The organism is Nocardia sp. NPDC051990 (assembly GCF_040680755.1).
Classification (GTDB): domain Bacteria; phylum Actinomycetota; class Actinomycetes; order Mycobacteriales; family Mycobacteriaceae; genus Nocardia.
Map to the genome: position 1 here is coordinate 424,270 of NZ_JBFAXH010000001.1, position 23,456 is coordinate 447,725.

Sequence of the window (23,456 nt, forward strand, 5' to 3'; positions counted from 1 at the left end):
TTCGCCGTCCCAAAACCGAGCGCTGTACAGTTTTCATTGGGGGTCCCCTCGACGAACAGGAGCTCATCCGATGCGACTCCGTGCCCTTTGGGTAGCCGCCTTGGCCGCCGCACTCCTGCCCAGTTCCCCCGCCTTCGCGCGGCCGGAGCCGCCAGTACAGGTTGCGCCGCTCGGCCCGGACTTTCTCTGGGGTGTCGCAGCCTCGGGGTATCAGTCCGAAGGCCATGCGCCGGACAGCAATTGGAGCCGCTATGTCGCGGCGGGTAAAACCGATGACCCGTATCAGGATTCGGTCGACTTCTACAGCCGCTACAGCTCCGATATCGACTTGGCCGCAGGCCTTGGTGTGCAGGTGTATCGGATCAGTGTCGAATGGGCGCGCCTGCAACCGCAGCCGGGGGTGTGGTCGGAAGAGGGATTTCGCTTCTACGACAACGTGATCAGGAAGATCGAGGCGGCCAATATGCGGCCGATGATCACCCTGGACCACTGGGTGTTCCCCGGGTGGGAGGTCGACCGTGGCGGCTGGCACAACCCGGATATGGTGGCGGACTGGCTCGCCAATGCCCACATGGTCGTGGACCGCTATGCCACGCACAACCCGCTCTGGGTCACCTTCAACGAACCCACCTTTTATGGGCTGAACGAACTGCGCCACGGCGGACTCCAGATCACCGATGTGCCCGCCATGCAGGACCGACTCGCCCAAGCGCATAACGCCATCTACGACCACATCCACCAGGCGCAGCCCGGTGCCATGGTCACCAGCAATGTGGCCTACATCCCAGCGGGCGAGGATGTGGTCAACAAGCCGTTCATCGATAGAATCGCCGCCAAGCTCGACTATGTCGGGATCGATTACTACTATGGTTTGTCCCCGGATACTGCGTCGCAGGTGGAGAACCTGACGAAACTCTGGAACAACCCGCTGCAGCCCGAGGGCATCTACTATGCGCTGCAACACTATTCACGCCAGTTCCCCGGTAAGCCGCTCTACATCGTGGAGAACGGCATGCCCACCGAGAACGGCAATCCCCGCGCCGATGGCTACACCCGCGGCGACGATCTGCGCGACACGGTCTACTGGATTCAGCGCGCCAAGGCCGACGGCATGAACGTCATGGGCTACAACTACTGGAGCCTCACCGATAACTACGAATGGGGCAGCTACACACCGCGTTTCGGCCTCTACACCGTCGATGTGCTGACCGATCCGGCACTCACCCGCAAGCCCACCGACGCGGTGCCCGCCTACACCGCGATCACCCGCGACAACGGCGTCCCCGGTGACTACCGCCCGACCCGGGCACCCCAGCCCTGTTCCCTGGTCGACGCGGCAGCCAGTTGCACCGACCCGGTCACGGTTCCGCACTGAAGCTGTCGTGAAACGGCTCTTCAGTAGGGCAGCGGTGGCAGGCCGCCGGACCGGCACCGAACTGTCAGGTGGTGGTGTCGGGGTTCGAAGATGCGCGCGAGATGGTAATGGGCATCCGCAACGACAGGCGGACCGGATTGTCGGTCGCGCGACGCACGAACAGCCATTGGGCGATGGCCGCCATGGTCGAACCGAGCGAGGTCACCACGGCGAGAAATCCCCAGTGGGTGAGGGCGGCGGATGAGTAGCTGGAGGTAGCAGTGCCCGGGAGGACGAATTTGCCTCTGCCGGTAGCCCAGTTCAGTACCTGTCCGACGTAGCCGCCCAGATCACTAGCGCGACCGGTCATGGCCTTGAGTTCGGTGCCTTTGCTATTGAGGTAGATCAAGCAGAGGATCACGAAAAGCGCGGCACACGCCAGCGAAATCGTCGTGAGGCGGGCGAGAAACTCGCTGCGAAGGCGGATGTTCAGCACGATGGCACAGAGCGCGATGATGATGGCGGCGCTGGCGAGGATGGCCCAGGTGCCGGTGACCGTCGGCGTTTTGGGCTTCGCTTGCGACCAGACGTTGAGGTAGTTCGTGGTTGCGTCGAGCCGACCGAAGGCATTGGCGGCGACCTTGCCGTCGGGCCCCTGTGCGGTGATCCACGACTGGAACAGCAGGATCAGGGTGGCTGTACTGCCGACCGTGGCCAGTATGTAGCCCCAATAAGATCGGAGCGGTCCCAGCCGCGCCCGGAGATCAGCCAGTTCCGCGGCGCGGCCTGGTATCGGTCTCTCCGGCGCGGTCCCGGGGGATGTGCTGGCTCGGGAGGAGTTCGGCTGCTCCATGAATTCAGCTTAAGTGTCGAAAACCATGCATATTCACCTTCAGTGGGAACCTCAGTGGGTGGCGACCGCCGCCCGCCGCGGCAGGAATGCGGCGAGCGCACCGGCGGCTAGGGCCGCGACCGCCGCGATTGCCAGCACCACTCGGAACGCGTTTTCCGACGGCAGTTCGGTCCCGCCGAGCGAGATGGTCAGCTGCGCGATCACCACGCCGGTCACCGCACTGGCAATCGAGGTTCCGATGGAACGCATGAGGGTATTGAGCGCATTGGCCGCGGCGGTTTCGGTGACGGGTACCGCCGACATGATCAGCGCGGGCATCGCGCCGTAGGCCAAGCCGATTCCCGCACCGATGACGCAGGATACGAATACCAATCCCCAGATGGCGGACATGAATTCGACGCCGAGGCCGTATCCCGCGGCCACCACGATCGCACCAACGATGAGCGTGGTGCGCGGACCGCTGAGTGCGCTGATGCGCGCGGAGACCGGAGCGATCAGCATCATCACCAGACCCGACGGCGCCATCACCAGACCGACGGCCATCATCGACCGACCGAGTCCGTATCCGGTGGCCTCGGGCAATTGCAGTACCTGCGGAATCACAAGCGACTGGGCGAGCATGGCGAATCCGAAGGCCGCCGACGCCATATTCGTGATCAGCACCTGTGGCCGCGCGGTGGTGCGCAGATCCACCAGCGGCTGCCTGACGCGCAGCTCCCACCAGCACCAGATCAGCAGTGCCACAATACCTATCGCGAACAGACCGAGCGTCAGGCCGCTGGTCCAACCCCAACCCGCGCCCTTGGACGCCGCCAACAGCAGGCAGATCAGCGCCACCGACAAGCCGACCGCACCCGGCAGGTCGAAGCTGCCGCCGGAGCGCTGCGCGGACTCCGGTACCAGCAGAAAGACCAGCGCGGTGACGATCACGCCCGCACCCGCGGCGGTCCAGAACAGCACATGCCAGTCGGCATGTTCGGCGAGGAAGGCGGCCGCGGGTAGACCGAGCGCACCGCCGACGCCGAGTGACGCGCTCATTAAAGCCGTTGCCGCACCGAGCTTTTCGGCGGGCAGTTCGTCGCGCATGATGCTGATGCCCAACGGGATGACACCGGCGGCCAGCCCCTGCAGGGCGCGAGCGCACACCATCGGCGCGAGGCTATTGCTGAGCCCGCCCAGCGCCGACCCCGCCACCATCAGGGCCAGGCTGACCAGCAGCATCCGCCGCTTGCCGTACATATCGCCGAGCCGCCCCATGACCGGTGTGGCCACGGCCGCCGCGAGCAGGGTCGCGGTAATCGCCCACGCGGTATCGGATGCGCTGGCCCCCAACAGTTTCGGCAAATGCGGCAGCAGCGGAATCACCAGGGTCTGCATGAGCGACACCACGATGCCGCCCGCGGCGAGCACGGCGACGATGACATTGGTGCGTGGCGGAGCGCCGACTTCCGGCGAGGCGAGGACATTAGCCATTTCAAGAACATTAAATCAACTGACTGACTTACTGCAACTGACTTAGCAGGGCCCGTTACCATGGTCGACGATATGAGCGGCAACATCACACGTCCGGACCGGACCGCGGCCACCAAGGAAGCCATCCTGTCGGCGGCCGAACAGCTCTTCGCCGAGCACGGTGTCTTCGCGATTTCGAATCGGCAGGTCAGCGAGGCGGCGGGCCAGGGAAATAATGCCGCCGTCGGATATCACTTCGGCACCAAGACCGATCTGGTGCGGGCGATCGTGCGCAAGCACACCGAGCCGATCGAGGAACACCGCATGCGTCTGCTGGCCGACCATCCCGGCTCGACCGAGCTGCGCGACTTGGTTTCGTGCCTGGTCCGGCCGGTCACCGAGCACTACGCCGACCTCGGCTCCGCCAGCTGGTACGCGCGTTTCGGCGCGCAGGTGATGACCGATCCGACACTGCGCATCATCATGCGCGAGGAATCGCTGAGCTCACCGTCGCTGCAGTCGATCGTCGAGGGCTTCGACCGGTGCCTGTCCGACCTGCCGCCGGAGGTCCGCCAGCAACGCGGCGAAATGGCGCGGTACCTCATGGTGCACGGCTGCGCCGAATTCGAACGCACCCTCGCCGACGGCCGGACCGGACCGCGCGCGAACTGGTACGACTATGGCACCGGACTCATCGATGCGATCGTGGGCATCTGGCAGGCGCCGGTAACCGGACAACACATCCGGTAACCGAGGTGTTTTTCGGCCGCAAATCGGCACAGCCCTATTCGGATTCTTCCGCGGTCGACTTGGCGGTAGGACCGAGGCGGACCACACCCGCGTCGAGATCGATCTCGACGCGCGGCCGATGCACCTGCCCAGCACTGTCCTCACTGCCCTCATCGGCCAGCTTCTGCCCTGGAAACAGTTCACCGATAACGCCCATACCTCGACGATAGTCCGCTAAGTGCAGGTCCGGCGGGGGCATTGATGGGGGCGGTCGTTATGGGTTTCGGTGAATGATCAACTGGGGATCCCCGAACACAACCCAGAAGTTAAAGGTCAAGCTAGAGCCCGTGTCTCACAATTGATCTCGCGGTGAGCCGGGATGAGCGTTTCAGTCTCCCTGCGACCACGCGGCTGACGGGAGTGACAGGTAAATGCCGAAGTCGCGGAGTCCAGTCGCGGTCCTGATGTCCTCGTGCAGCTTGTCCACGCGTTCCTGGCGGTTGGCCGCCCTGCTCTCGAACCACTTGGACTTTACCTCGATCACCACGTACAAGCCGCTGCGGTCCAACGGACTCAGCCTTCGGAAGCGAATCTCGACATCCCCCGGCTGCAGGGCCCCGTCGTAGGGTTCTTCGGGACACTCCACGGCCTTGGACACCAAGTGTGGCAGCACCGAACCCAGTTCGCGCAGCTCCGATTCGGCGACACCCGGAGCATAGGTCACTTCCACAAGCGGCATTGGGCCACTGTAGGACCTCTCTGGCAAATGATCACGTTGGATACTCGCGGAGCCAGCGGATGAGCGAAGCAACGTGCGAGTCGGCGAGATGACAATGTGCTTGTGCGGGCTCGACGTGCCATTGCGGTGTTGCAATAGGGACTCGGCGATTGCCCCGAAGGCCGAAAGTAGCTGTCACGCTTCAAAAGTCGTCGATAGACGCGGGTCGACCGACAGTTCGCGAATCCGACGCAGCTCTTCGAGAACCAGATTGACGGCGGCCCGTGGCGGTGCGCCGCGGCGAACGACGGCGGTGATCGTCCGGGTGACGGGGTTGGCGAGTGCTCTCGTCACGACGCGATAGCGCGGATCGACCGCCAAGCCCGGGAGCAGGGTGATCGAGAGTCCGGCTTCGACGTGCTGCAACGTCATCAGGTAATTGCTGAAGCGGCAGACCACCCGTGGCTCGAATCCGGATTCACGGCACAGCCGGGTGGCCAGATTTGCCATATACGACTTCGGCATATCGAAGGCCCACGGTTCATCGGCATAGGCGGCGAGATCGGCGGGCCCACGGACGGCACGATCCGGTGGCAGCACGAGCACGATCGGATCGGTGGCCAGCGGCACGATATCCACATCCGAGCCGAGCGGATGTTCGACGAAATCCGTTGTGGTGATGATGATGTCGGCGTCGCCGACCCGCAGCGCAGGCATGCTCTCGTGCGGTTCCAACTCGACCAGTTCGACATCGAGATGCGGATGCGTCTGCGCGAGGCGCATCACCGCGGGCACACACAGCGAGTGGATGGCGCTCTGGAATGCGCCGAGCCGCACCAACCCCACCGGTTCCTCGCCGAGGCCGCGCAGCTCCACCTCGACACTGTCCATCTGATCCAGGATGGCCCTGGCGCGGCGGGCCAACATCAACCCGGCGGGCGTGAGCCGAACCCGGCGACCGGTTCGTTCCAGCAGCTGAGTGCGAGTTTCGGCCTCCAACACCGCGAGCTGCTGCGACACACTCGACGCGCTGAGGTGGGCCGCCTGCGCGACCGCGCGGACGGTGCCGAGCGAGTCGAGCTGACTGAGCAGGCGCAGTCGCCACGGGTTCAGCATGGACCCATTATTGTGCGGCTCTGCCGAACAGCACAGTCGGAAATGTGAGATGGACCCGACGCTCGGGGCGCCCTTACCGTCGGAATATGGCCGCTCCAACCCCCGTAGCACTGTCCACCGACGACTTCTGGGCCGACGCCGATCGGCACCTCGTCCGCTATGCGGGCGCGGGCGAATTCACCCGTGAAATCATCACCCGGGCTGCGGGCAGCTTCCTGTACACCGAAAGCGGCAGGGAAATACTGGATTTCACGTCAGGTCAAATGAGTGCCATTCTCGGACACGCACATCCGGATATCGTCGCGACTGTGCGACGTCAGGTCGGTGAACTCGACCACCTGTTCAGCGGCATGCTGAGTCGCCCGGTCGTCGATCTCGCCCGCCGGCTGGCCGAGACCCTGCCCGAACCGCTGGTGAAGGTGCTGCTGCTGACCACGGGTGCGGAATCGAATGAGGCCGCGATCCGAATGGCCAAGCTGGTCACCGGAAAACACGAGATCGTATCGTTCGCGCGGTCCTGGCACGGTATGACGCAGGCGGCGGCGAGTGCCACCTACAGCGCGGGGCGCAATGGCTACGGCCCTGCCGCACCGGGGAATTTCGCCATCCCCGTACCGAATTCGTATCGCCCCGATTTCACCACGGCCGCCGGCGAACTCGACTGGCGTCGGCAACTCGACTTCGCCTTCGACCTGATCGATGCCCAGTCGGTCGGCAGCCTCGCGGCCTGCCTGGTCGAGCCGATTCTCAGTTCCGGCGGCGTCGTCGAACCGCCGCCCGGCTACTTTGCCGCGCTGCGGGACAAATGCCGCGAGCGCGGCATGCTGCTGATCCTGGACGAGGCCCAAACCGGCCTGTGCCGCACCGGATCCTGGTACGCGTTCGAGCGCGACGGCGTGGTGCCGGACATTCTGACGCTATCCAAGACACTGGGCGCGGGATTGCCGCTCGCGGCCGTGATCACCAGCGCCGAAATCGAACAGCGGGCACACGATCGCGGGTTCCTGTTCTTCACCACCCACGTCTCGGATCCGCTGGTCGCGGCCGTCGGCAATACCGTGCTGGATGTCCTGGTCCGCGACCGTCTCGACGAACGTGCCGCAGAACTCGGCACGTTCCTCCGTCGCGGCCTGGAGCGAATCGGCCAGCGGCACAGCGTAGTCGGCGATATCAGGGGGCGCGGCCTACTCGTCGGACTGGAACTCGTACTCGATCGGGAAACCAAGCAGGGCTCCGACGAACTCGGCGCAGCCGTCACGCGCCGTTGCCTGGAACTGGGCCTGCATATGAATATCGTGCAACTCCCCGGCATGGGCGGCGTCTTCCGCATCGCCCCACCCCTGACCGCGACCGAAGACGAACTGGCCCTTGGCCTTTCGATCCTCGATCAAGCCATCGGCGATGCCGTCGCCGGCGGCTAGGGTCAGTTGCCGTTGACACCGGTGTCGAGCCGGACCACGACCTTGTCATCGGTGATTTCCTGCACCGTCCCGCTGAGCCCGTTGGCGGGTTGGGTTTGCCCTACCGGAATGTCGACCTGCTGACCGCCCACCTTCAAGGTGACCGTATTGCCGTTCACCGCAACGAGTTCCGCATCGATACCGAGCACACTTGCCTTGGCATCGACCCCGCGTGTGAAGGTCACCGTACAACCGCTGACCTGGCATTCGGATTCATACCCGGCCCCTTCGGATGAGCACGCCGCCCCCACGAGCGGCGTGAGCAGGGCAAACGTGGTCAATGCGAGCATCCGTGGCACAGACATGCGGGCCAGCATAGGTGTAGTCGTTGCGGCCCACCCACGGTGCGATCGGAGTCGTTTCCGATGCCGTCAGGGTCGCACGCCGCGACCGCTGGCCGCACCGAGCCGGACGACCGGCCCACCGGTTACCCGATGTGGCCGGTCCCCGGGCATCGCGGTCAACCCGGGTCGGGTACGCCCCGGTCAGTAACTGGCCAACTGCATGCGCCTGGCCTGCTGCCGAAGGTGATTCAGCTGCATTTCCGCCTGATTGGCCCGGTCATTCGCCCGTACTGCCTGATCTTCGGCCTGCTGCGCCAACTGGACGGCCTGGTCGGCCTGATCCTGCGCACTGGAAGCCCGCTGCTGGCACTGATTGGCCTCGCTCTGAGCCTGCTGCGCCTGACCTTGTGCCTGATCCGCATCACTCTGGGCCTGCTGCGCCTGATTTGCTGCCTGTTGCGCCTGATTTGCGGACTGCTGCGCCTGCTGACGAACCTGCTGCGCCTGCTGAACCGCATGGATTGCGCTCTGGTGCGCCATCTGTGCCTGATGATGCACCTGCCGTGCCTGCGTCTGCGTCTGGCGTGCCAGAGCCGCGGCCTGGTTCGCGGCTTGGCGGGCGTTCTGTGCGTCGAGGCGTGCTTCATTGCAGTAGGCCTGGCACTGAACCTCTGCCATTTCCGCGTCTCGCCTCGCCATATCAAGCTCGTCACCCGCGCGGGTGCCTGCCGTCGACCGCCGCTCAGCGGCTTTCTCGGTAGCTACATCCTGTGCTGCCATATTCGAGCTCCCTTCCAGAAAGTGTGGGTGGTACTGGGGAAGAACTCGCATATCAACGGGTCTCATCATTACCGAAGCTGTCCGCTGCCGCAGCAACTTCGACGCAATCAACAGAAAGGGCCGCACACACGAGGCTCGGCGCCCGCGTAATTGCGCAGCTCTAAGTGCCCGCCATTTCGGTGGGCGCGGTGGGCCGGTTTGGTCGCGGCGAATTGGCTGCGCCGGGAGGCCACGACCGTCGGCTCGCTCATGTGCCATTTCCGCACCGGCTCGTTGCTCGGTTCCTTCGCCGTGGGCTTTCCCGCCGACGCCGAGATCTCTGGCGAGGAACACCCGCACCTGAACGAGGCGCATCTGCTCGCCGAGCGGCAGCGGCGAATCGATCGGGACGCGTTCGAGGTCGGCCTCGAACCGGTAGTGGATGGGCTGGCGGGTCGGTACTGGTCGCTGCGGCGTGGCCGGTAGCTCAATTCCGGTGCGCTGGTAGGTATCCGGAGTCGGCTGTCTATCGGGTCACAACCAGCACGGTGGCCGGGGCCGCACCGGCGTGCCTGCCCACGCAACGTGCGCACCGCGAAAAGGCCTACGACAGAGCAAGTTTCAGCGGAAACGTCCGACTGGCAAAGCTCCGATCACGACCGTTTCACAAGTATCGTGTGCATGGGGTCACGTTGCCCCGAAGAGCGCGGAGTCCTAACGTAAATTTCGCTAACAGACGATGCCGTCTGTACCAATTCCTTTTATTCGTCCCAGGAGGACATGCCCCGCAGCGTCCGTTTCCTCGAATCCGGAACCGGCACAGCAGGTGTGGTTAGAAATGGCACACACAACGCCTTGGCAAGAGAATGATGTTCAGCTCGGTCGCTCCGATAACGATGACGATCTCATCGGCGAGGTGACCACCCAACGTTTCGACCTACGATCCGACTGGGGCTATCTATGTGCCCCGGCTCTGGGTCTGCTCACCTTCCTACTGCTGTTGCAACCCTGGATTTCGGCAACCGGCCCCAACGGCACAATCAGCTCCAACGCCTTCGGCCGAATCGACGGATTCACCACCGGCTCATTCCAATCCGTGGTCAGTATCAGCAGCACCTGGGCCGTCCTGACCACCCTCGCGGTCGCCGGTACGGTCGTCACGACCGTCCTGTTTTTCCGGGTCCGCAGCCGGGTACTTTCGTTGCTGACACTGGGCTGCAGCACTGCGTCCGCCCTGTTCGTACTCGCCGCCATGAACTACCTCAACGGCAAGGTGCCGGAGCTGCGCGAAATCACCGAACCCGCAAGCCGTGCCGGACTTTTCAGCTGGCTGTTCGGCGATAACTCGGCAACCGACCTCGTGAGTGGTGAGCACCGAATCGCCGACGCCGGTCTCGATTCCGCCGCGACGCTCGGCGCGATCGCCGCATGCTGCGCCGCGCTCGCCGCCGGTGTCATGAGCCTGCGCAAACAAGGCTTCGCGGTGCGTCAGATCTCGACCCCCCTGCCGAATAGCACCACGGCGGAGAACTCGCCGCAGCCGTCCGCGGCGAAGGCATCGGACACCAACATATTCCTCTGGGAACAACTGGCTTTCGACGATGACCTGGCCGTATACGACCCCCAGGTCCGTCGCCGGATGGTCCGCCGAACCAGGACGGCCGACCGTCGTCCACCGGCGCGCGAGACGGCACTCACCAGGTAAACGTCTACGCACGCAAGGAGAGGGCCGGGCAGCCGATAGGCGCCCGGCCCTCTTGCAGTGTGTTCGACTACCTCCGATGCGTGACCTTCACGAGAACGGCGAGTAGAAGCCCATAGCGGCACCGACAATTGCGCCGATGGCACATCCGAAGATGGCGCCGACCAGGAAGAACCAGGTGCCTATCGCGACGCCGACCACGCAACCGATCCGACAAATGATGCGCCGCGCAATTGATTGATGTAATCGAATAGCGACGAGTGGTCGATTTCATTTCTCCGCCGAGCGTGTAGTCGAACTACGCACAGCGCCACTGAACGCCGGAAAATCGGTCGCCGATCGGCGCGAAATTCAGTTACCGCACTACTCGATACTTCCCGGCTCATGGCAGCCGGACCTCGTCTCGCATCCTCGCTCCGTCGGATGCACTGCGTCGTCGGCGACCGCACCCGACTGCCCGAACCTCGTGACCCGACCCGAATTCGCTTCGATGCCCGAGGTCGAACCTCACGCTGCTCGCATCGGCAGACGCCGACAGCAGCGCGTTGCTCTTGCGGCAGGCAACGCGAATCCGTAAGTGTCAGCGCTACAACGGCATTCGGCACCGTGCCGTCGTGCGTCGCGCCGGCGCATTCGCCGGGAGCATGCGACCGTACGGTGATGCAGCGGGATCGTCCGGGCCTATACGATCAGTACACAACCGTTTCACAAGGCAGATCCCTCGCGATACATGCGATCGATCGGTGCGGGAGGTGGTTGGTGGACGGTATTTCATTCGGTCGCTATCAGTTGCGAGAGCTGATCGGTGCGGGTGGCATGGGCCAGGTGTGGCGGGCCTATGACACCGACACCGACCGCATCGTGGCGGTCAGACTACTGCCCGAATACTGCACCGCCGATCCGAGCTTCCGGGAACGATTCCGGCGCGAGGCCAACGCCACGGCCCGGCTGCGTGAACCCCATGTGATCCCGATCCACAACTACGGCGAAATCGGCGGCCGCCTTTACCTGGATATGCGGCTGATCGACGGCACCGACGCGAAAACCCTGCTCGCTCGCGAAGGTGCGATGTCGCCACAGCTGGCGGTGTCGGTGCTCGGCCAGGCCGCGGCAGCGCTGGATGCAGCACATGCCCAAGGTCTGGTGCACCGCAACGTGAAACCGTCGAACCTGCTGATCACCGATACCGGTTTCGTTTATCTGATCGATTTCGGTATCGCCCAAGCCGCCACCGAGCTCGGCCTGACCAGCACCGGCGCGGCGGTCGGCACCTTGGCCTATATGGCTCCGGAGCGATTCACTTGCGGCGTCGCCGACGCCAGATCGGACGTGTACTCCCTGACCGGTGTGTTGTGCGAATGCCTCACCGGAATCCGGCCCTACCCGGGCGAGGGCTTCGAACAACAGATCGCGGCGCATCTGACGGCCGACCCGCCGACGCCGAGCCGGTGGCGCTGCGATCTGCCGGTCGGATTCGACGACGTCGTCGCTCGGGGCATGGCGAAGGACCCGGACCACCGCTATCGGACCGCCGGAGAACTGGCCGCCGCCGCCCGCGCCGCCCTCCCCGGCGCCGCCGCACCGCCAGCCGCGCCGCGCCCGAAGCAAGCACCGACGATTCACGCCCGCCAATTCGATAGCCCGCCACTCGCCCGATCCGAAGCGGAGACGATACGTCGGGAGACTCCCGCACCGCTGCGGCGTAAACGACCCGGCATCTATGCAACAGTGACCCTGATTGCCGTGCTGACCGCCGCTGTGGTCGTAGCGGGACTGTGGCTGAACGACCATCGGATCACCGAACGGGCCCACACCAGCCAGCCTCCGCAGCCCGAGCTCGCCTTCAACGGCAAATACGAGGTCACCCGCACAGCCCGAACGATCAACGGGAAGTCGGTCGACTCCCCGAACCAGTTCACCCAGGTGTGGTCGGTCCGGTCGTACTGCCCACCACACAGCGAACGCTGCGTAGCCTCGGTAACCGCCCAGGACCCGTCCGCGCCGGAGCAAGCCGCGGCCCAAGTCGTCGCGGACTATCGCGACGGCGCATGGATCATCACAAGAGAGCTACCGCCCAGGCCGGACTGCACGAGTTCGGTCAACGAGGCATCCATCGAGGCCCCGGTATGGGAGCGGATCGTTGTCCGATTCGCCGCCCAAGCGTGGACCGGCACCGCCTCCAGTTACGGCACCGGACCATGCACGAATGTCCAGGAGGACGCAATGACGCTGCACCGCGTCGGCACGATCGACCCGAACGTCGCCGTCGTCGCACCGGAAACCATCCCCGCCCGCGTCGATATGCCCATTGCGCGGATCAGCGGAACCTACGACGTGACCCTCACCTACATCCCGACACCGGACTTTCCCAATCCCCCACCACCGGATAAAGTTCGGCAACGATACGACACCATCTGCATGCGCAGCGCAGATCGTTGCGCAGCAACAACATCCCCGGCACCTGATGCCACGCTTGTACCGCTGTTCGTACTCGAAGGCGGGTCATGGTGGAGCGTCTACACACTTCCGTACGCGTGCTACCCGGGATCGAACGAGCCGGTCACCAATGCAACAGTTCATTGGGATCTATCCCGGTCCGATGCGGGCCCTGACCCGATCAAATCCTTGACCGGCACCTGGCTCCTCGACAAATCCGCCCCATGTCATGCCACCAACCGCGCCACCGTCGAAATGCTCCGGGTCGGCGACTGATTCCGCCTGCACAGGCAAATGCTCGACCACGTGGTGCGCTCAGAAGGGCCCTGGCTGTACTGATCGGAGACGTTGGTCAATCGTGAGAATGGCGGCTGGTTACTGCAGGCGGTGTGGGGGCGATGGTGGTTGTAGTAGTGCAGCCAGCCATCGAGGGCCTCTCTGCGCTCGGATTCTGAGATGTAGCAGCGGGCGTAGGCCCACCCGTCGGCCAGGGTGCCGTGGAAGCGCTCGATCTTGCCGTTCGTCTGGGGCCGATACGGGCGTGTTCGTTTCGGCTTGATGCCAAGAGCCGCACAGGTATCCCGCCGCAGGTGGGAGCGGTAGGCACCGCCGTTGTCCGACAGGACACGTTCAACGGCGGTGCCACGCTGCGCGAACCAGGTCACGGCGCGTTCGAGAACGCTGGCTGCCGTGATGGCAGTCTCGTCGTCGTGGACCTCGGCATAGGCGACGCGGGAATAATCGTCGATCACGGTGTAGACGAAGGCGTAACCCATCTTCGGTCCGCGTTGGTTGTTCTTGGGCTTGCCTGGTGTGGCTGCGCAGTTCTTGCCTCCTTGGCGGCGGCCGACGTAGCGCCAGCCTCCGCCGTCGGGGATGTTTCCGAGCTTCTTCACGTCGACGTGGATGAGCGAACCGGGGTACGGGTGCTCGTAGCGGCGCACGGGCTCACCGGTAGCGCGGTCGACGTGGCTGAGCCGGTTCAGGCCAGACGCGACCAAGATCCGGTGGACTGTCGAAGGCGCGATATCCAGGCGACACGCCAACTGCACCGGGCCTTCTCGCAGCCGAAGCCGAAGGCTGATGCAGCGCTTCGTGGTGGCTGGCGGGGTCTTGTTGGGGCTGGTGTGTGGACGTGAGGAACGGTCTTGCATGGACTCACCGGCGCGGTAGCGATCGACCCAGCGTTTGACTGTGGGCCAGGACACCTGGAATCGGGCGGCGATCTCACTGATCGGCCATCCATCGTCGACAACGAGGCGCGCGACAATCAGCCGGTGCTTTGGTGTCAGGGCGGCGTTGGGGTGCGTCATGTGTCCTTTCGGGCATGAAGAAGGGGCCAGCCCACGCTGAGTGAACTGGCCCCCTCGTGTGCGTTGATGTCAGGGGTGGGAGCGGGCGGCGAGGTCACGGATGAAGCGGGCGATTTCGGCGGGCTTCTCTTCAGCCATGAAGTGACCTGCGTGGATGGGCTCATACGTCAGATCGGGCGCCCATGCCCGCCAGAGCGACGCGGCGTCGAACCCCAGCTGGGAGCCCCAGTCCTGGGAAATTACTCCGACGGGCATGGTGAGTTGCTTGCCTGCGTCGCGGTCCTCGCGGTCCATATCGAGGTCGACGCTCGCTGTAGCGCGGTAGTCAGCGACGATAGAGTCCACCGCATTCACGGAGCTGCCGATGTAGTGTTCGCGGACCTCGGGCGTGAAAGTTGAACCATCGATGTCCCAGGCGTCCAGGAACGAGCTGAAGAACTCGGCTCCGACGGCGCGGATCATCTTCTCGGGGAGACCAATGGGCTGGGCCATGAGGTAAAGGTGCCAGGCGACCTTGGCGTCGACGCCGTGCAGGACGTCCCAGGTGTCCGCAGTGGGCAGCACGTCGAGGATCCCGAGAAACTGCACCGAGTCCGGATGGTCGAGTCCTGCGCGAACACTGACGAGAGCGCCTCGGTCATGGCCGACCAGGCCGAAACGGTCGTGACCAAGCACTTCGGCTATGCGCAGGATGTCTCGGGCCATCGTCCTCTTCGAGTAGGTCTCTGAACCCTGTTCTGCCGGCTTCGCGCTCTCGCCGTACCCCCGCAGGTCAGGGACGATGACCGTGTGCTGCGCAGCAAGTTCGTGTGCGACATGGCGCCACATGTAGTGGGTCTGCGGGAATCCGTGGAGGAGGACGATCGCCGGCCCAGTGCCGGCGACAGCGACGTTGAGGTCGACTTCGTCTTCTCCAGGCAGTGTCTTGTATTCGAATCCGTCGATGGTTAGGCGATTCATGGAGCGTCCTTCGTGATCGTGGGGGTCGGGTGGAAAGCCGGATGGCCCGAGAAGATGCCCGCGGGGAGAGAACGCTCCGCGGAGGTTGTGGCGTGGAGTGCAGGTATCAGAACGGTGTCTACGAGGGCTTCGAGGTAGCGGTCGTCTATCTCCAGTCCGTTGAGTCGTCGAAGCAGGATCACGGCACCAGCGACTTCCTCGAACGGGAACGGGTCGATGCCCTCGTGCGGCAACTCCCCACGACCGACCGCCGCCTGAACAACGGTCTTCGGAAGTCGAGCCCCGGTCGGCCCCACAGATCGTTCGATTTCCTCGCAGAGTTCCGGATCCTCGAGACCCGCTTGGAGCAGCAGCATCGCGGTCTGGCCATCTGCAGAGCGCATGGACTGCACGAGGCGGCGACACAGGGCGAGCAAGTCACCGCGCAAGCTTCCAGTGTTGACTTCATCTGGCCCGTCGCGGCGTGCGGGACCCACCTTCAGGGCGGCAACCACCATGTCCCTCTTGGACTTCCACCGCCGGTAGAGAGTGGCCTTGGATGCGCCCGCCCGGCGGGCGACCTCTTCGAAGGTGACGCCCTCGTAGCCGACCTCGGAGAGCAATGAGTTCACGGCCATGAGGATCTCGATCTCTCGTTGATCATCACGAGGGCGCCCCACACGACGAGTGCTTGGCTGGGCCCCGTCGAACTCATCCTTATTCATATACGGCACGTTTCGTATCGTAACAGTCTTTGCGGTGAACGCCGCAACCTGCAAGGGGTCGAGGAACATCTTTGAGAAATCCGGCGCTTAAGGATCGGATTCGGCGAACGGGGTTGGCCGGTGGGTGATTTCATGTCGCGGTGACGGATGAGGGTTACGGCCGGTTCGGGTCGTATTCGCGGGTTGAGCTGGAGAGATTCTTCTATCTCGATGATGAAGACCGGCGACTGATCGCGGTCCGCCGCCGTGACTACAACCGCCTTGGATTCGCGCTCCAGATGGTCACGGTCCGTCACTTGGGGATGTTCCTGGCCGATCCCCTCGACGTGCCGGCGGAGGTGGTCGCCTACGTCGCCGAGCAGCTGCCAAGCTCGAACACGCCTGGGAGATCCAGCGGGAGTACGGCCTGGTGGCGTTCGCCGATGTCGAGGCGGAGTTGTCGGCCTGGATCGCGGACCAGTCGTGGATGACCGGCGACGGACCCTACCGGCGCGAAGGCAAGGCCCAGGCCAACCTGACCGAGGGCCGCCACGACCTGGCACGGCGGATCTACCACGGTAAGAAGGGGGAAATGGTGCGCGCCTACTACGAGGGCATGGAAGACCAGCGCTCGGCCTGGTCCTCAACTGTCTCGTATTGTGGAGCACCGTCTACAGCGACCGCGCCCTGGAACAGCTTCGCGCACAGGGCTATCCGGTGCGCGAGGAGGACGCCGCCCGGTTGTCGGCGTTCATCCGCGGCCACATCGGCCTAGACGGGCACTACGCCTTCCACCTGCCCGACCTCGACGGAACCCACCGGCCGCTGCGCGATCCCGATGCCCGCGACGATGAATGACCCGCGTGTCGGTAGCCATGGCGACACTGGTCTAGGCAGGCAAGGCAATCATCCAGCCGAAACCACCATCCAGCCTGGAGAAGGTGACGTGCACTGCGGCTGCCCCACCATTGCCTCATGGACAGCTCTGAACTTGCAAAGCTGGTCGCCCACGAACTGCGGAAAGTTGGCCTGCCGTTCCTGGACTGCGAACCGAAGCGCGACGCAGGAGGAATTGCGCTCGGCGCGGGATTCGACGACACACCTCACGTCTCGGTGGCGTGGGTTGTCTCCGGAGACCTTAATGACGAAGCACAGCAGTCGATGGAGAGTTTGCTCTCGCCGTCCGAGTATCGCCGGCCTGTGCAAGAACGACTGGATGAACTGTTCTCATCCTCCTCGCGCTATGGCTACCGCGATCAAGTCCGCCGCATCATGGCCACTGCGATCCACGAGATTCTCCTGTCAGGAGGGTTCGATGCTCAGGTGAGGATGGACGACACCCATCCCGGGATGACTGTGGATGTGTTCGACCGGGCCGAACCCAGCAAAACACGCGGTCCCCGCTGAACGTTTGATTGCCATAACAGGTTCGCCTGCGTGAGACGACGACCCCCAATGAGGGTTCTGGACTGGTGAGGACTCGTTCGGAAACAACGGATACGGCGTCATCGCATTTCAAGGGTATGGGCTGGCTCAGTGACGTCGGTTGGCGCCGGGGCCGAGGAGGCTGGTGAGCCGGCGCATGGCCTTTGGGGGATGGTTCGAAGTAGCGGCGCAGGTTCTCAGGTTTGCGGTGCCGGGATTTGGCCATGAGTTCGAGGAGGCTCGCCCCGGACTGGCCGGGGCGGGCGAGCCGGGAATGGTGCAGGTCGCGGCGCCCACCACCCGTTCGGCGGTGCGGATAGCGATGTCGCTGCGCCCAGCGGTGGGAGCAAGGAAAGATCGGGACATATCGGGGGCGGATTCATAGTGCCGCGAACTCGCTGGGTTGTGTCGACCCCCCAGCCGAGGGCGTGGCTCCCGCTCCAGACAGATTGAATGTGGAAGGACTGCGGCATGCGGGAAGTGGCGAGCCACCGTATCGATGAGTGGCGAATGGCCTACGCGCTGGACGGAATCCCCGAGCGCACAAGGATCCACTGGGAGCACTGGTACGACGGCCCGACTCTCGGGATTCTGCAGGAGATGTGCGACATGCTCCTCGACCATCTCGCCGCTCGCATCGCGCAGGACCCCGAGCTGTGTTCGCCTCCTTCGGCCGTAGTCCTGCGCACTGCAGCGGAGTGCGCTCTCGGGGCTTTGAGCTATGGCGCGTGCCCCAACGGCGACCAAGAGGTGCCTCTCCCGCTCATCGGTGAGATGTTCAGTAGTGAGGTAGCCGGCTACGATCCTCCCGTCGACCAGGCGCCGACCGCACGAACCTGGCGGCAAGTGTTCTCATTGTGCCTGATCAGCGGCCCATGGGAGCGAGACCGAGCGGTCGGCGGGCTGCTGCGCGTCGACTTTGCGCCCACGATCCGTGAGGGAGTGCCGTACTCGCCGCTGGAATCACAGTCGGATCCAGCGGATATCGCGGAGATGGACGCGTTGTGCAGCTACCTGGTCGGGCCGTGGCGATCGAACTATTCCGAGTCCGGGCTGGTTCTGTGCAAGCCCGACGCGGACGAGCGCGCCGAGGCAGCACGACAGTTGGATGCAGTCGGTCCACTGACATCGGATCAGCAGCTGCTCCGGACACTGCTGGACGACGACCGGTCGACCTTCGAAGACGCATTGACCACCCGTATCAGTCAGTATCGCGATAACGCAGCAATCGACGCGCCTCCACGAACCCTGTTGCCGTTCGGCACGATCTCGCTGGTCAAGCTCGCCACCCAGGTTCACGGGTGGGAGTTGGGCATCCGATCCGACTACCTACCGGCGGGCCTACTGCACGGCGAATACAGCCTTCCCACGGAGCCGGAGGTCGAGGAAGATCTCTGCGAGAAGTGACGTTAAGGATTTATTGTTGGTGCCATCCCATATTTGACGTGCTCGTATGCCCTCGACGCTGCCGACCTTGCTCATCGGCCGGCCCCGAACGGAACCCCGACAGGATCAGCGGCCCGACCTGCGACGCGCGGCCGGATCGCTGTCTGCCTGATAGCGCCGTAGCGCTTCGTCGGACACCCTCGCGTATTTCGCAAGGCTGCGCACCGAGGTATGCCCCGACAACTTCATCAACACCGGCGTTGACGCGCCTTCCTCGGCTGCGTGGGTCAACCGGGAATGCCGCAGCTGGTGCAGCGTGTACGGGCCGTCATCGAAGCGCTCGGTGTGGGCCTCGAACAGCTCCGCGGCGCGACGGTAGGACAACCGCGCCCGCCCGGTCACCAGGTCCACATCGTTGGTCGCCGCCGCTGGGCGGGCCTTGCGGTCGGTGAGGAATAACGGACCGCTCCGGCGGCCGGTCAGCATCCGAGGCAACAACCGGGCAGTGCCGGTCTGCCATGCGATGACCTCGCGTGCCCCGCCCTTGCGCGTCACCACCGCGCACCGATTCCCTGTATCGAGATCGGGCACATCCAGCATCAACACCTCCTCGACGCGAGCCGAAGACTCGTAGAGCAGGTGCCACAACACTCGATTCCGCAGCGCCGCATCCGATCCCAAGATCTCCGCGACCCGATCCCGGCTCAGCGCCTTGCTGGTGTCCGGAGGCGCGGGCCGCGCCCGCAACCGCACCAGTGGATCACCAGCCAGCCAGTCCTGCTCTCGCCAATACCCGCACGCCGATACCAGCGCGGTCAACCGGATGTTGAACGTCTTCGCCGACTTGCCACCCCACACGAACATGAACCAGCCACTAACCCGATCCGGCTGCGCATCCAACAGAGCCACATTTGTGTCCGCCCCGAAATCGGCCACCAACCGATCCAACGCCGCCGCGTAGGTCGCCCGGGTGTTGGGCACCGTGATCGTGGCCAGGTAGATCCGTACCGCGTCGGCCAATCGCACACCACTCAGCTCCGTCGGCAGCACCCGGACTCGCCCCATTCGACCGACCTCCCACGCACTACCGCACATAGTTTCCTGAGCCGCCCCCGCTCGAACGGTGTATAGCGCCAGGACGACTCTGAGGTTACCGCACATAGTGTGCGGCTATGCGCGGTAACCGCTAAGCGCCGGATTTCTCAAACATGTTCCTCGACCCCCTGCAACGACCCAGATCGACCCTTCGGCCTTCGATCAACGTGTCCGGCCAGTACACCTAGCCCGCGCCGGAGTGGCCGCTGGTCTCGACCTGCCTCCGAACCACAAGCTACCTACCAGTACTTTTGCTGTGCCCCCAGTCGGACTCGAACCGACACTTTGCAGATTTTAAGTCTGCTGCCTCTGCCAATTGGGCTATGGGGGCGCCCGGTCAGCGTACCGACTCGTACTGCCGTACCGGATTCTCTCTGCAGGCTAGTGCATTACCGGTGGTGGCGAGAGTAACGCGGCCATCGCGCTACCAGGTACCACTAGTCACGGGCGGCTACCGGTGCGGGTGGTTGGCCTCCGTCGGAGGAATCGTTATCCGGGGTGTTGGCGAGGACGGAGTGTCGGCGGCTGTAGCCGAAGTAGACGATCAGGCCGAGGGCCATCCAGACGAGAAAACGCAGCCAGGTTTCGACCGAGAGATTGAGCATCAGCCACAGGCAGGCGAGTACGCCGAGGATAGGGATGAGCGGGACCAAGGGGACGCGGAAGCCGCGCGGGAGTTCGGGGCGGGTGCGGCGCAGGATGAGGACACCGATGGCGACCAAGACGAAGGCGAAGAGGGTGCCGATATTGACCATCTCTTCGAGGGTGCCGAAGTCCACGAAACCGGCGAGCACGGCGCAGACGACGCCGACGACGGCCGTCAGCCTGACCGGAGTGCCATTCTTGCCGGTTTGCGCGAGCTGACGCGGCAACAGTCCGTCACGCGACATCGCGAACAGCACGCGGGTCTGTCCGAGGAACATGACCATGACGACCGTGGTGAGTCCGGCGAGCGCGCCGATGGAGATGATGTTCTTGGTCCAGGTGGCGCCGTGCTGCGCGAAAGCCGTCGCGAGCGTTGCGTGATCACCGGAAAGCGCGGTGTAGGGCACCATTCCGGTGAGGATCAGTGACACCGCGACATAGAGAATCGTGACGATCACCAGCGAGCCGAGAATGCCACGCGGCACCGCGCGCTGCGGATTCTTCGTCTCCTCCGCCGTGGTCGCGACGACATCGAAACCGATGAATGCGAAGAACACCAGACTGGCCGCGGCGAGCAGACCGTACCAACCGAAGGTGCTGTGACCGGCGCCGGTGAAGTAGGAGAACAGCGACTGGTGCAGCCCCTCCCCTTCCGCGCTGGACTGCGACGGCGGGATGTAGGGCGTCAGGTTCGACTTGTCGAAGTAGGTGGCGCCGACAACGAGTACCACCGCGATGACGCTCAGCTTGATGGCAACGGCCACCGCCGAAACCCGTGAGGACACCTTGGTGCCGACCGCAAGCAGCACGCCAAGGACCGTGATGAGAAGTACCGAACCCCAATCGAAGTCGATCGGACCCAGATGCACGATCGGCGAATGCGATCCCATCACCTCACCGAGGTACTGCGACCACCCCTTGGCGACCACCGACACCGCGAGCGCGAACTCCAGAATCAGGTCCCAGCCGATGATCCATGCGATGAGCTCACCGAACGTGGCATAGGAGAACGTGTACGCGCTGCCCGCCACCGGCACCGTCGAGGCGAATTCGGCGTAGCACAGCGCGGTCAACCCGCAGGCGATGGCGGCGAAGACGAAGGCAAGAGAAACCGAAGGACCGGCGACATTGCCCGCGGTCCGCGCGGTGAGCGTGAAGATGCCCGCACCGACGACCACGGCGACACCGAAGATGGTGAGGTCCCAGGCGGTCAGGTCCCTGCGCAGTTTCGAATCGGGTTCGTCGGTATCCCGGATGGACTGCTCGACCGATTTGGTGCGGAACAGACCGCCCCATCGAGTTCCTGGGGTAGCCAACACTCTCTCCTTGCTGTCGTCGACGGGTTCTCCGCCGATTCTCTAATGCACACCGGCCATATGTCGTCCCACCCATGGTGTTAGTGCGAGGACGATAAGACCGGCACAGATCGCGACTGCTCCGGTGATGCCGAAGTACGCGAACTCGTGATCCGCGTCATAGAACCGAGCCAAAGTACCCGACATCGAGGTTCCGATGCCAACGCTGAAGAAGTACAGCGCCATCATCTGGGCACGGAACGCCTCGGGCGCCAACTGCGTGGTGACCGACAGACCGATCGGGGAAAGCAGCAATTCGGAGACCGCGAATCCGCCCATGATGAGCAGTACCAGCAACGCAGGTACCGACTTGCCACTGCTGCCCGAGAACAGCACGAACAACCAGAACGCCAGCCCCATGCCGATGACGCCGCAGGCGAATTTACGCGGTGTGCTCGGCGCGCGATTGCCCAGCTTGGTCCACATCAGCGCGAACAGCGGCGACAGGCAGATGATCCACACCGGCTCGACCGAACCGATCCAGTTCGACGGTGCGGTCCAGCCGAAGATGTTCCACCGCATCCGCTCATCGGAATACACCGCGAGCACCGTGAAGATCTGCTGGAACAGCGACCAGAAAACGGCATTCGCGATGAACAGCGGAATAAAGGCACGAACCCGGCTGCGCTCGATCGGCGTCACTTTGGCACTGGTCAACATGAGTACGAAGTAGGCGAGCGAGGCCGCGATGATGACCCCGGTGGTTACCTCCGAGAGGTTGTCCAGGTTCACCAGTCCGGTGCTCAATGCCAGCGCGACCACGATGGCCGCACCAGCCCCGATGCCGACAATCGGTCCGGCGGCACTTCGCGGCAATGGGTTGGGCACCCGCCTGCCCGCTGCGCCGAGGTTGCGCCGGAACACCACATACTGCGTCAGCCCGAACGCCATGCCGACCGCGGCCGCACCGAAGCCGTAGTGAAAGCCCCAATTCCGTTGCAGCAGGCCGGTGAGCAGCGGACCGACGAACGCACCGAGGTTGATGCCCAGATAGAACAGCGTGAAGCCGCCGTCGAAGCGCGGATCCCCCGGGCGGTAGAGGGTGCCGAGCAGCGAGGACGCATTGGCCTTCAGTCCGCCGCTGCCGAGTGCGACCAGCACAAGACCGACGCCGACACCGGGCAGTCCGGGCAGAATCGCCAGCGCGATATGCCCGGCCATCACCACGACACCACCGTAGAAAACGGTGCGTTCCATGCCGATCAACCGGTCGGCGATCCACCCGCCGAGCACGGTGGACAGATACACCAACCCGCCGTACGCGCCGACGATCCCGACGCCGGTGCTCTTCGCTAGGCCCAGTCCGCCATCGGTCGTCGAGTAGTACAGGTAGTACCCGAGGATGGTGAGCATTCCGTAGAACGAGAACCGCTCCCAGAGTTCGACCCCGAAGAGGTTGGTCAACCCGATGGGGTGGCCGAATACAGTCCGCTCCCGAACCGATTGCTCTGCCATTGCTGCCTCGGACATGCTCAGACCATCCCATACGGGCAGGGAATTTCCGGCATACCGAACAAAGTTTCCCTGCTCACGGCCGATACGACCAGACAGGCCGGAGCCGCCGTTCGAGCAATCCGTCAACCAGTACGTCCATCTTGCAAGTATCCATCCACCCCTCTTCGCAGCGAATTCGAGGCAACGTCGAATATTCGTCGACCACAATCGGTGACCCACAGCACTCGACGAGAAAACCGGAGAATTTCCCGGTAAAGTTCGCCTCGCTAGACGGGG

General features: G+C 64.1%; 22 protein-coding genes, 1 tRNA gene and 1 pseudogene. 11 read left to right on the forward strand and 13 right to left on the reverse strand.

The window, feature by feature from the left end:
• The first annotated feature begins 70 nt into the window (after window positions 1-70).
• Entirely contained in the window at window positions 71-1,375 is a 1,305-nt protein-coding gene (locus AB0L63_RS02025; RefSeq protein ID WP_364493267.1) for a family 1 glycosylhydrolase, read from the forward strand.
• 64 nt (window positions 1,376-1,439) lie between these two features.
• Here the strand turns inward: AB0L63_RS02025 and AB0L63_RS02030 are convergent, their stop codons facing one another.
• The gene (locus tag AB0L63_RS02030; protein WP_364493269.1) at window positions 1,440-2,207 is read right to left on the reverse strand and encodes a hypothetical protein; all 768 of its coding nucleotides are present in this window, start codon (window positions 2,205-2,207) and stop codon (window positions 1,440-1,442) included.
• 51 nt (window positions 2,208-2,258) lie between these two features.
• On the reverse strand, window positions 2,259-3,680 hold the full coding sequence (locus AB0L63_RS02035) for an MFS transporter (RefSeq protein ID WP_364493271.1): 1,422 nt from the start codon (window positions 3,678-3,680) through the stop codon (window positions 2,259-2,261).
• Window positions 3,681-3,752: 72 nt separating this feature from the next.
• Here AB0L63_RS02035 and AB0L63_RS02040 point away from each other — a divergent pair, with 72 nt between their 5' ends.
• A complete protein-coding gene (locus AB0L63_RS02040) occupies window positions 3,753-4,409 on the forward strand; it encodes a TetR/AcrR family transcriptional regulator (protein ID WP_364493273.1) in 657 nt (218 codons plus the stop codon).
• A 34-nt stretch (window positions 4,410-4,443) separates the two neighbouring features.
• On the opposite strand, the gene AB0L63_RS02045 is transcribed toward AB0L63_RS02040, so the two are convergent.
• From AB0L63_RS02045 to AB0L63_RS02055, 3 genes are all read right to left on the reverse strand, one after another.
• Complete coding sequence (locus AB0L63_RS02045; RefSeq protein WP_364493275.1) at window positions 4,444-4,605, reverse strand: hypothetical protein; 162 nt, start codon at window positions 4,603-4,605, stop codon at window positions 4,444-4,446.
• 171 nt (window positions 4,606-4,776) lie between these two features.
• The gene (locus AB0L63_RS02050; protein ID WP_364493280.1) at window positions 4,777-5,127 is read right to left on the reverse strand and encodes a hypothetical protein; all 351 of its coding nucleotides are present in this window, start codon (window positions 5,125-5,127) and stop codon (window positions 4,777-4,779) included.
• Between the two features lie 174 nt (window positions 5,128-5,301).
• Window positions 5,302-6,222, reverse strand: a complete 921-nt coding sequence (locus AB0L63_RS02055; RefSeq protein WP_364493282.1) for a LysR family transcriptional regulator — start codon at window positions 6,220-6,222, stop codon at window positions 5,302-5,304.
• Window positions 6,223-6,308: 86 nt separating this feature from the next.
• On the opposite strand from AB0L63_RS02055, the gene AB0L63_RS02060 reads away from it, so the two are divergent.
• Window positions 6,309-7,643, forward strand: coding sequence for an aspartate aminotransferase family protein (locus AB0L63_RS02060; protein WP_364493284.1), 1,335 nt, complete (start codon window positions 6,309-6,311; stop codon window positions 7,641-7,643).
• Between the two features lie 2 nt (window positions 7,644-7,645).
• On the opposite strand, the gene AB0L63_RS02065 is transcribed toward AB0L63_RS02060, so the two are convergent.
• Entirely contained in the window at window positions 7,646-7,987 is a 342-nt protein-coding gene (locus AB0L63_RS02065) for a hypothetical protein (protein ID WP_364493286.1), read from the reverse strand.
• Between the two features lie 222 nt (window positions 7,988-8,209).
• Here AB0L63_RS02065 and AB0L63_RS02070 point away from each other — a divergent pair, with 222 nt between their 5' ends.
• The 4 genes from AB0L63_RS02070 to AB0L63_RS02085 all read left to right on the forward strand — a co-directional run bounded on the left by AB0L63_RS02070 (window position 8,210) and on the right by AB0L63_RS02085 (window position 13,139).
• Window positions 8,210-8,896: a hypothetical protein gene (locus AB0L63_RS02070; RefSeq protein ID WP_364493288.1), complete on the forward strand. Its 687-nt coding sequence runs from the start codon at window positions 8,210-8,212 to the stop codon at window positions 8,894-8,896.
• Window positions 8,897-9,211, forward strand: a complete 315-nt coding sequence (locus tag AB0L63_RS02075; protein ID WP_364493290.1) for a hypothetical protein — start codon at window positions 8,897-8,899, stop codon at window positions 9,209-9,211. It begins immediately after the preceding gene.
• A gap of 352 nt (window positions 9,212-9,563) precedes the next feature.
• Window positions 9,564-10,430, forward strand: a complete 867-nt coding sequence (locus AB0L63_RS02080) for a hypothetical protein (RefSeq protein WP_364493292.1) — start codon at window positions 9,564-9,566, stop codon at window positions 10,428-10,430.
• 756 nt (window positions 10,431-11,186) lie between these two features.
• Complete coding sequence (locus AB0L63_RS02085; RefSeq protein WP_364493294.1) at window positions 11,187-13,139, forward strand: serine/threonine-protein kinase; 1,953 nt, start codon at window positions 11,187-11,189, stop codon at window positions 13,137-13,139.
• Here AB0L63_RS02085 and AB0L63_RS02090 read toward each other — a convergent pair.
• From AB0L63_RS02090 to AB0L63_RS02100, 3 genes are all read right to left on the reverse strand, one after another.
• A complete protein-coding gene (locus AB0L63_RS02090) occupies window positions 13,091-14,176 on the reverse strand; it encodes an IS481 family transposase (RefSeq protein WP_364493296.1) in 1,086 nt (361 codons plus the stop codon). The genes AB0L63_RS02085 and AB0L63_RS02090 overlap by 49 nt on opposite strands.
• 69 nt (window positions 14,177-14,245) lie before the next feature.
• Window positions 14,246-15,136: an alpha/beta hydrolase gene (locus AB0L63_RS02095; RefSeq protein ID WP_364493298.1), complete on the reverse strand. Its 891-nt coding sequence runs from the start codon at window positions 15,134-15,136 to the stop codon at window positions 14,246-14,248.
• Entirely contained in the window at window positions 15,133-15,909 is a 777-nt protein-coding gene (locus tag AB0L63_RS02100; protein WP_364493300.1) for a TetR/AcrR family transcriptional regulator, read from the reverse strand. The genes AB0L63_RS02095 and AB0L63_RS02100 overlap by 4 nt, the downstream gene beginning before the upstream one ends.
• 71 nt (window positions 15,910-15,980) lie before the next feature.
• On the opposite strand from AB0L63_RS02100, the gene AB0L63_RS02105 reads away from it, so the two are divergent.
• From AB0L63_RS02105 to AB0L63_RS02120, 4 genes and pseudogenes are all read left to right on the forward strand, one after another.
• The gene (locus AB0L63_RS02105; protein WP_364493302.1) at window positions 15,981-16,310 is read left to right on the forward strand and encodes a DUF4158 domain-containing protein; all 330 of its coding nucleotides are present in this window, start codon (window positions 15,981-15,983) and stop codon (window positions 16,308-16,310) included.
• Window positions 16,307-16,677: pseudogene (locus AB0L63_RS02110) on the forward strand (Tn3 family transposase). The gene AB0L63_RS02105 and the pseudogene AB0L63_RS02110 overlap by 4 nt, the downstream one beginning before the upstream one ends.
• A gap of 117 nt (window positions 16,678-16,794) precedes the next feature.
• Window positions 16,795-17,226 carry a hypothetical protein gene (locus AB0L63_RS02115; RefSeq protein ID WP_364493304.1) on the forward strand — a complete coding sequence of 144 codons (432 nt, stop codon included), beginning with the start codon at window positions 16,795-16,797 and terminating at the stop codon, window positions 17,224-17,226.
• Between the two features lie 489 nt (window positions 17,227-17,715).
• Window positions 17,716-18,651, forward strand: coding sequence for an immunity 49 family protein (locus AB0L63_RS02120; RefSeq protein WP_364493306.1), 936 nt, complete (start codon window positions 17,716-17,718; stop codon window positions 18,649-18,651).
• A 105-nt stretch (window positions 18,652-18,756) separates the two neighbouring features.
• Here AB0L63_RS02120 and AB0L63_RS02125 read toward each other — a convergent pair whose 3' ends face one another.
• From AB0L63_RS02125 to AB0L63_RS02140, 4 genes are all read right to left on the reverse strand, one after another.
• Complete coding sequence (locus AB0L63_RS02125) at window positions 18,757-19,695, reverse strand: site-specific integrase (protein ID WP_364493308.1); 939 nt, start codon at window positions 19,693-19,695, stop codon at window positions 18,757-18,759.
• 287 nt (window positions 19,696-19,982) lie between these two features.
• Window positions 19,983-20,056 (reverse strand) — tRNA-Leu (locus tag AB0L63_RS02130).
• A 106-nt stretch (window positions 20,057-20,162) separates the two neighbouring features.
• Window positions 20,163-21,686, reverse strand: coding sequence for an amino acid permease (locus AB0L63_RS02135; protein ID WP_364493310.1), 1,524 nt, complete (start codon window positions 21,684-21,686; stop codon window positions 20,163-20,165).
• A 42-nt stretch (window positions 21,687-21,728) separates the two neighbouring features.
• Window positions 21,729-23,195: a peptide MFS transporter gene (locus tag AB0L63_RS02140; protein WP_364493312.1), complete on the reverse strand. Its 1,467-nt coding sequence runs from the start codon at window positions 23,193-23,195 to the stop codon at window positions 21,729-21,731.
• Between the last annotated feature and the right edge of the window lie 261 nt (window positions 23,196-23,456).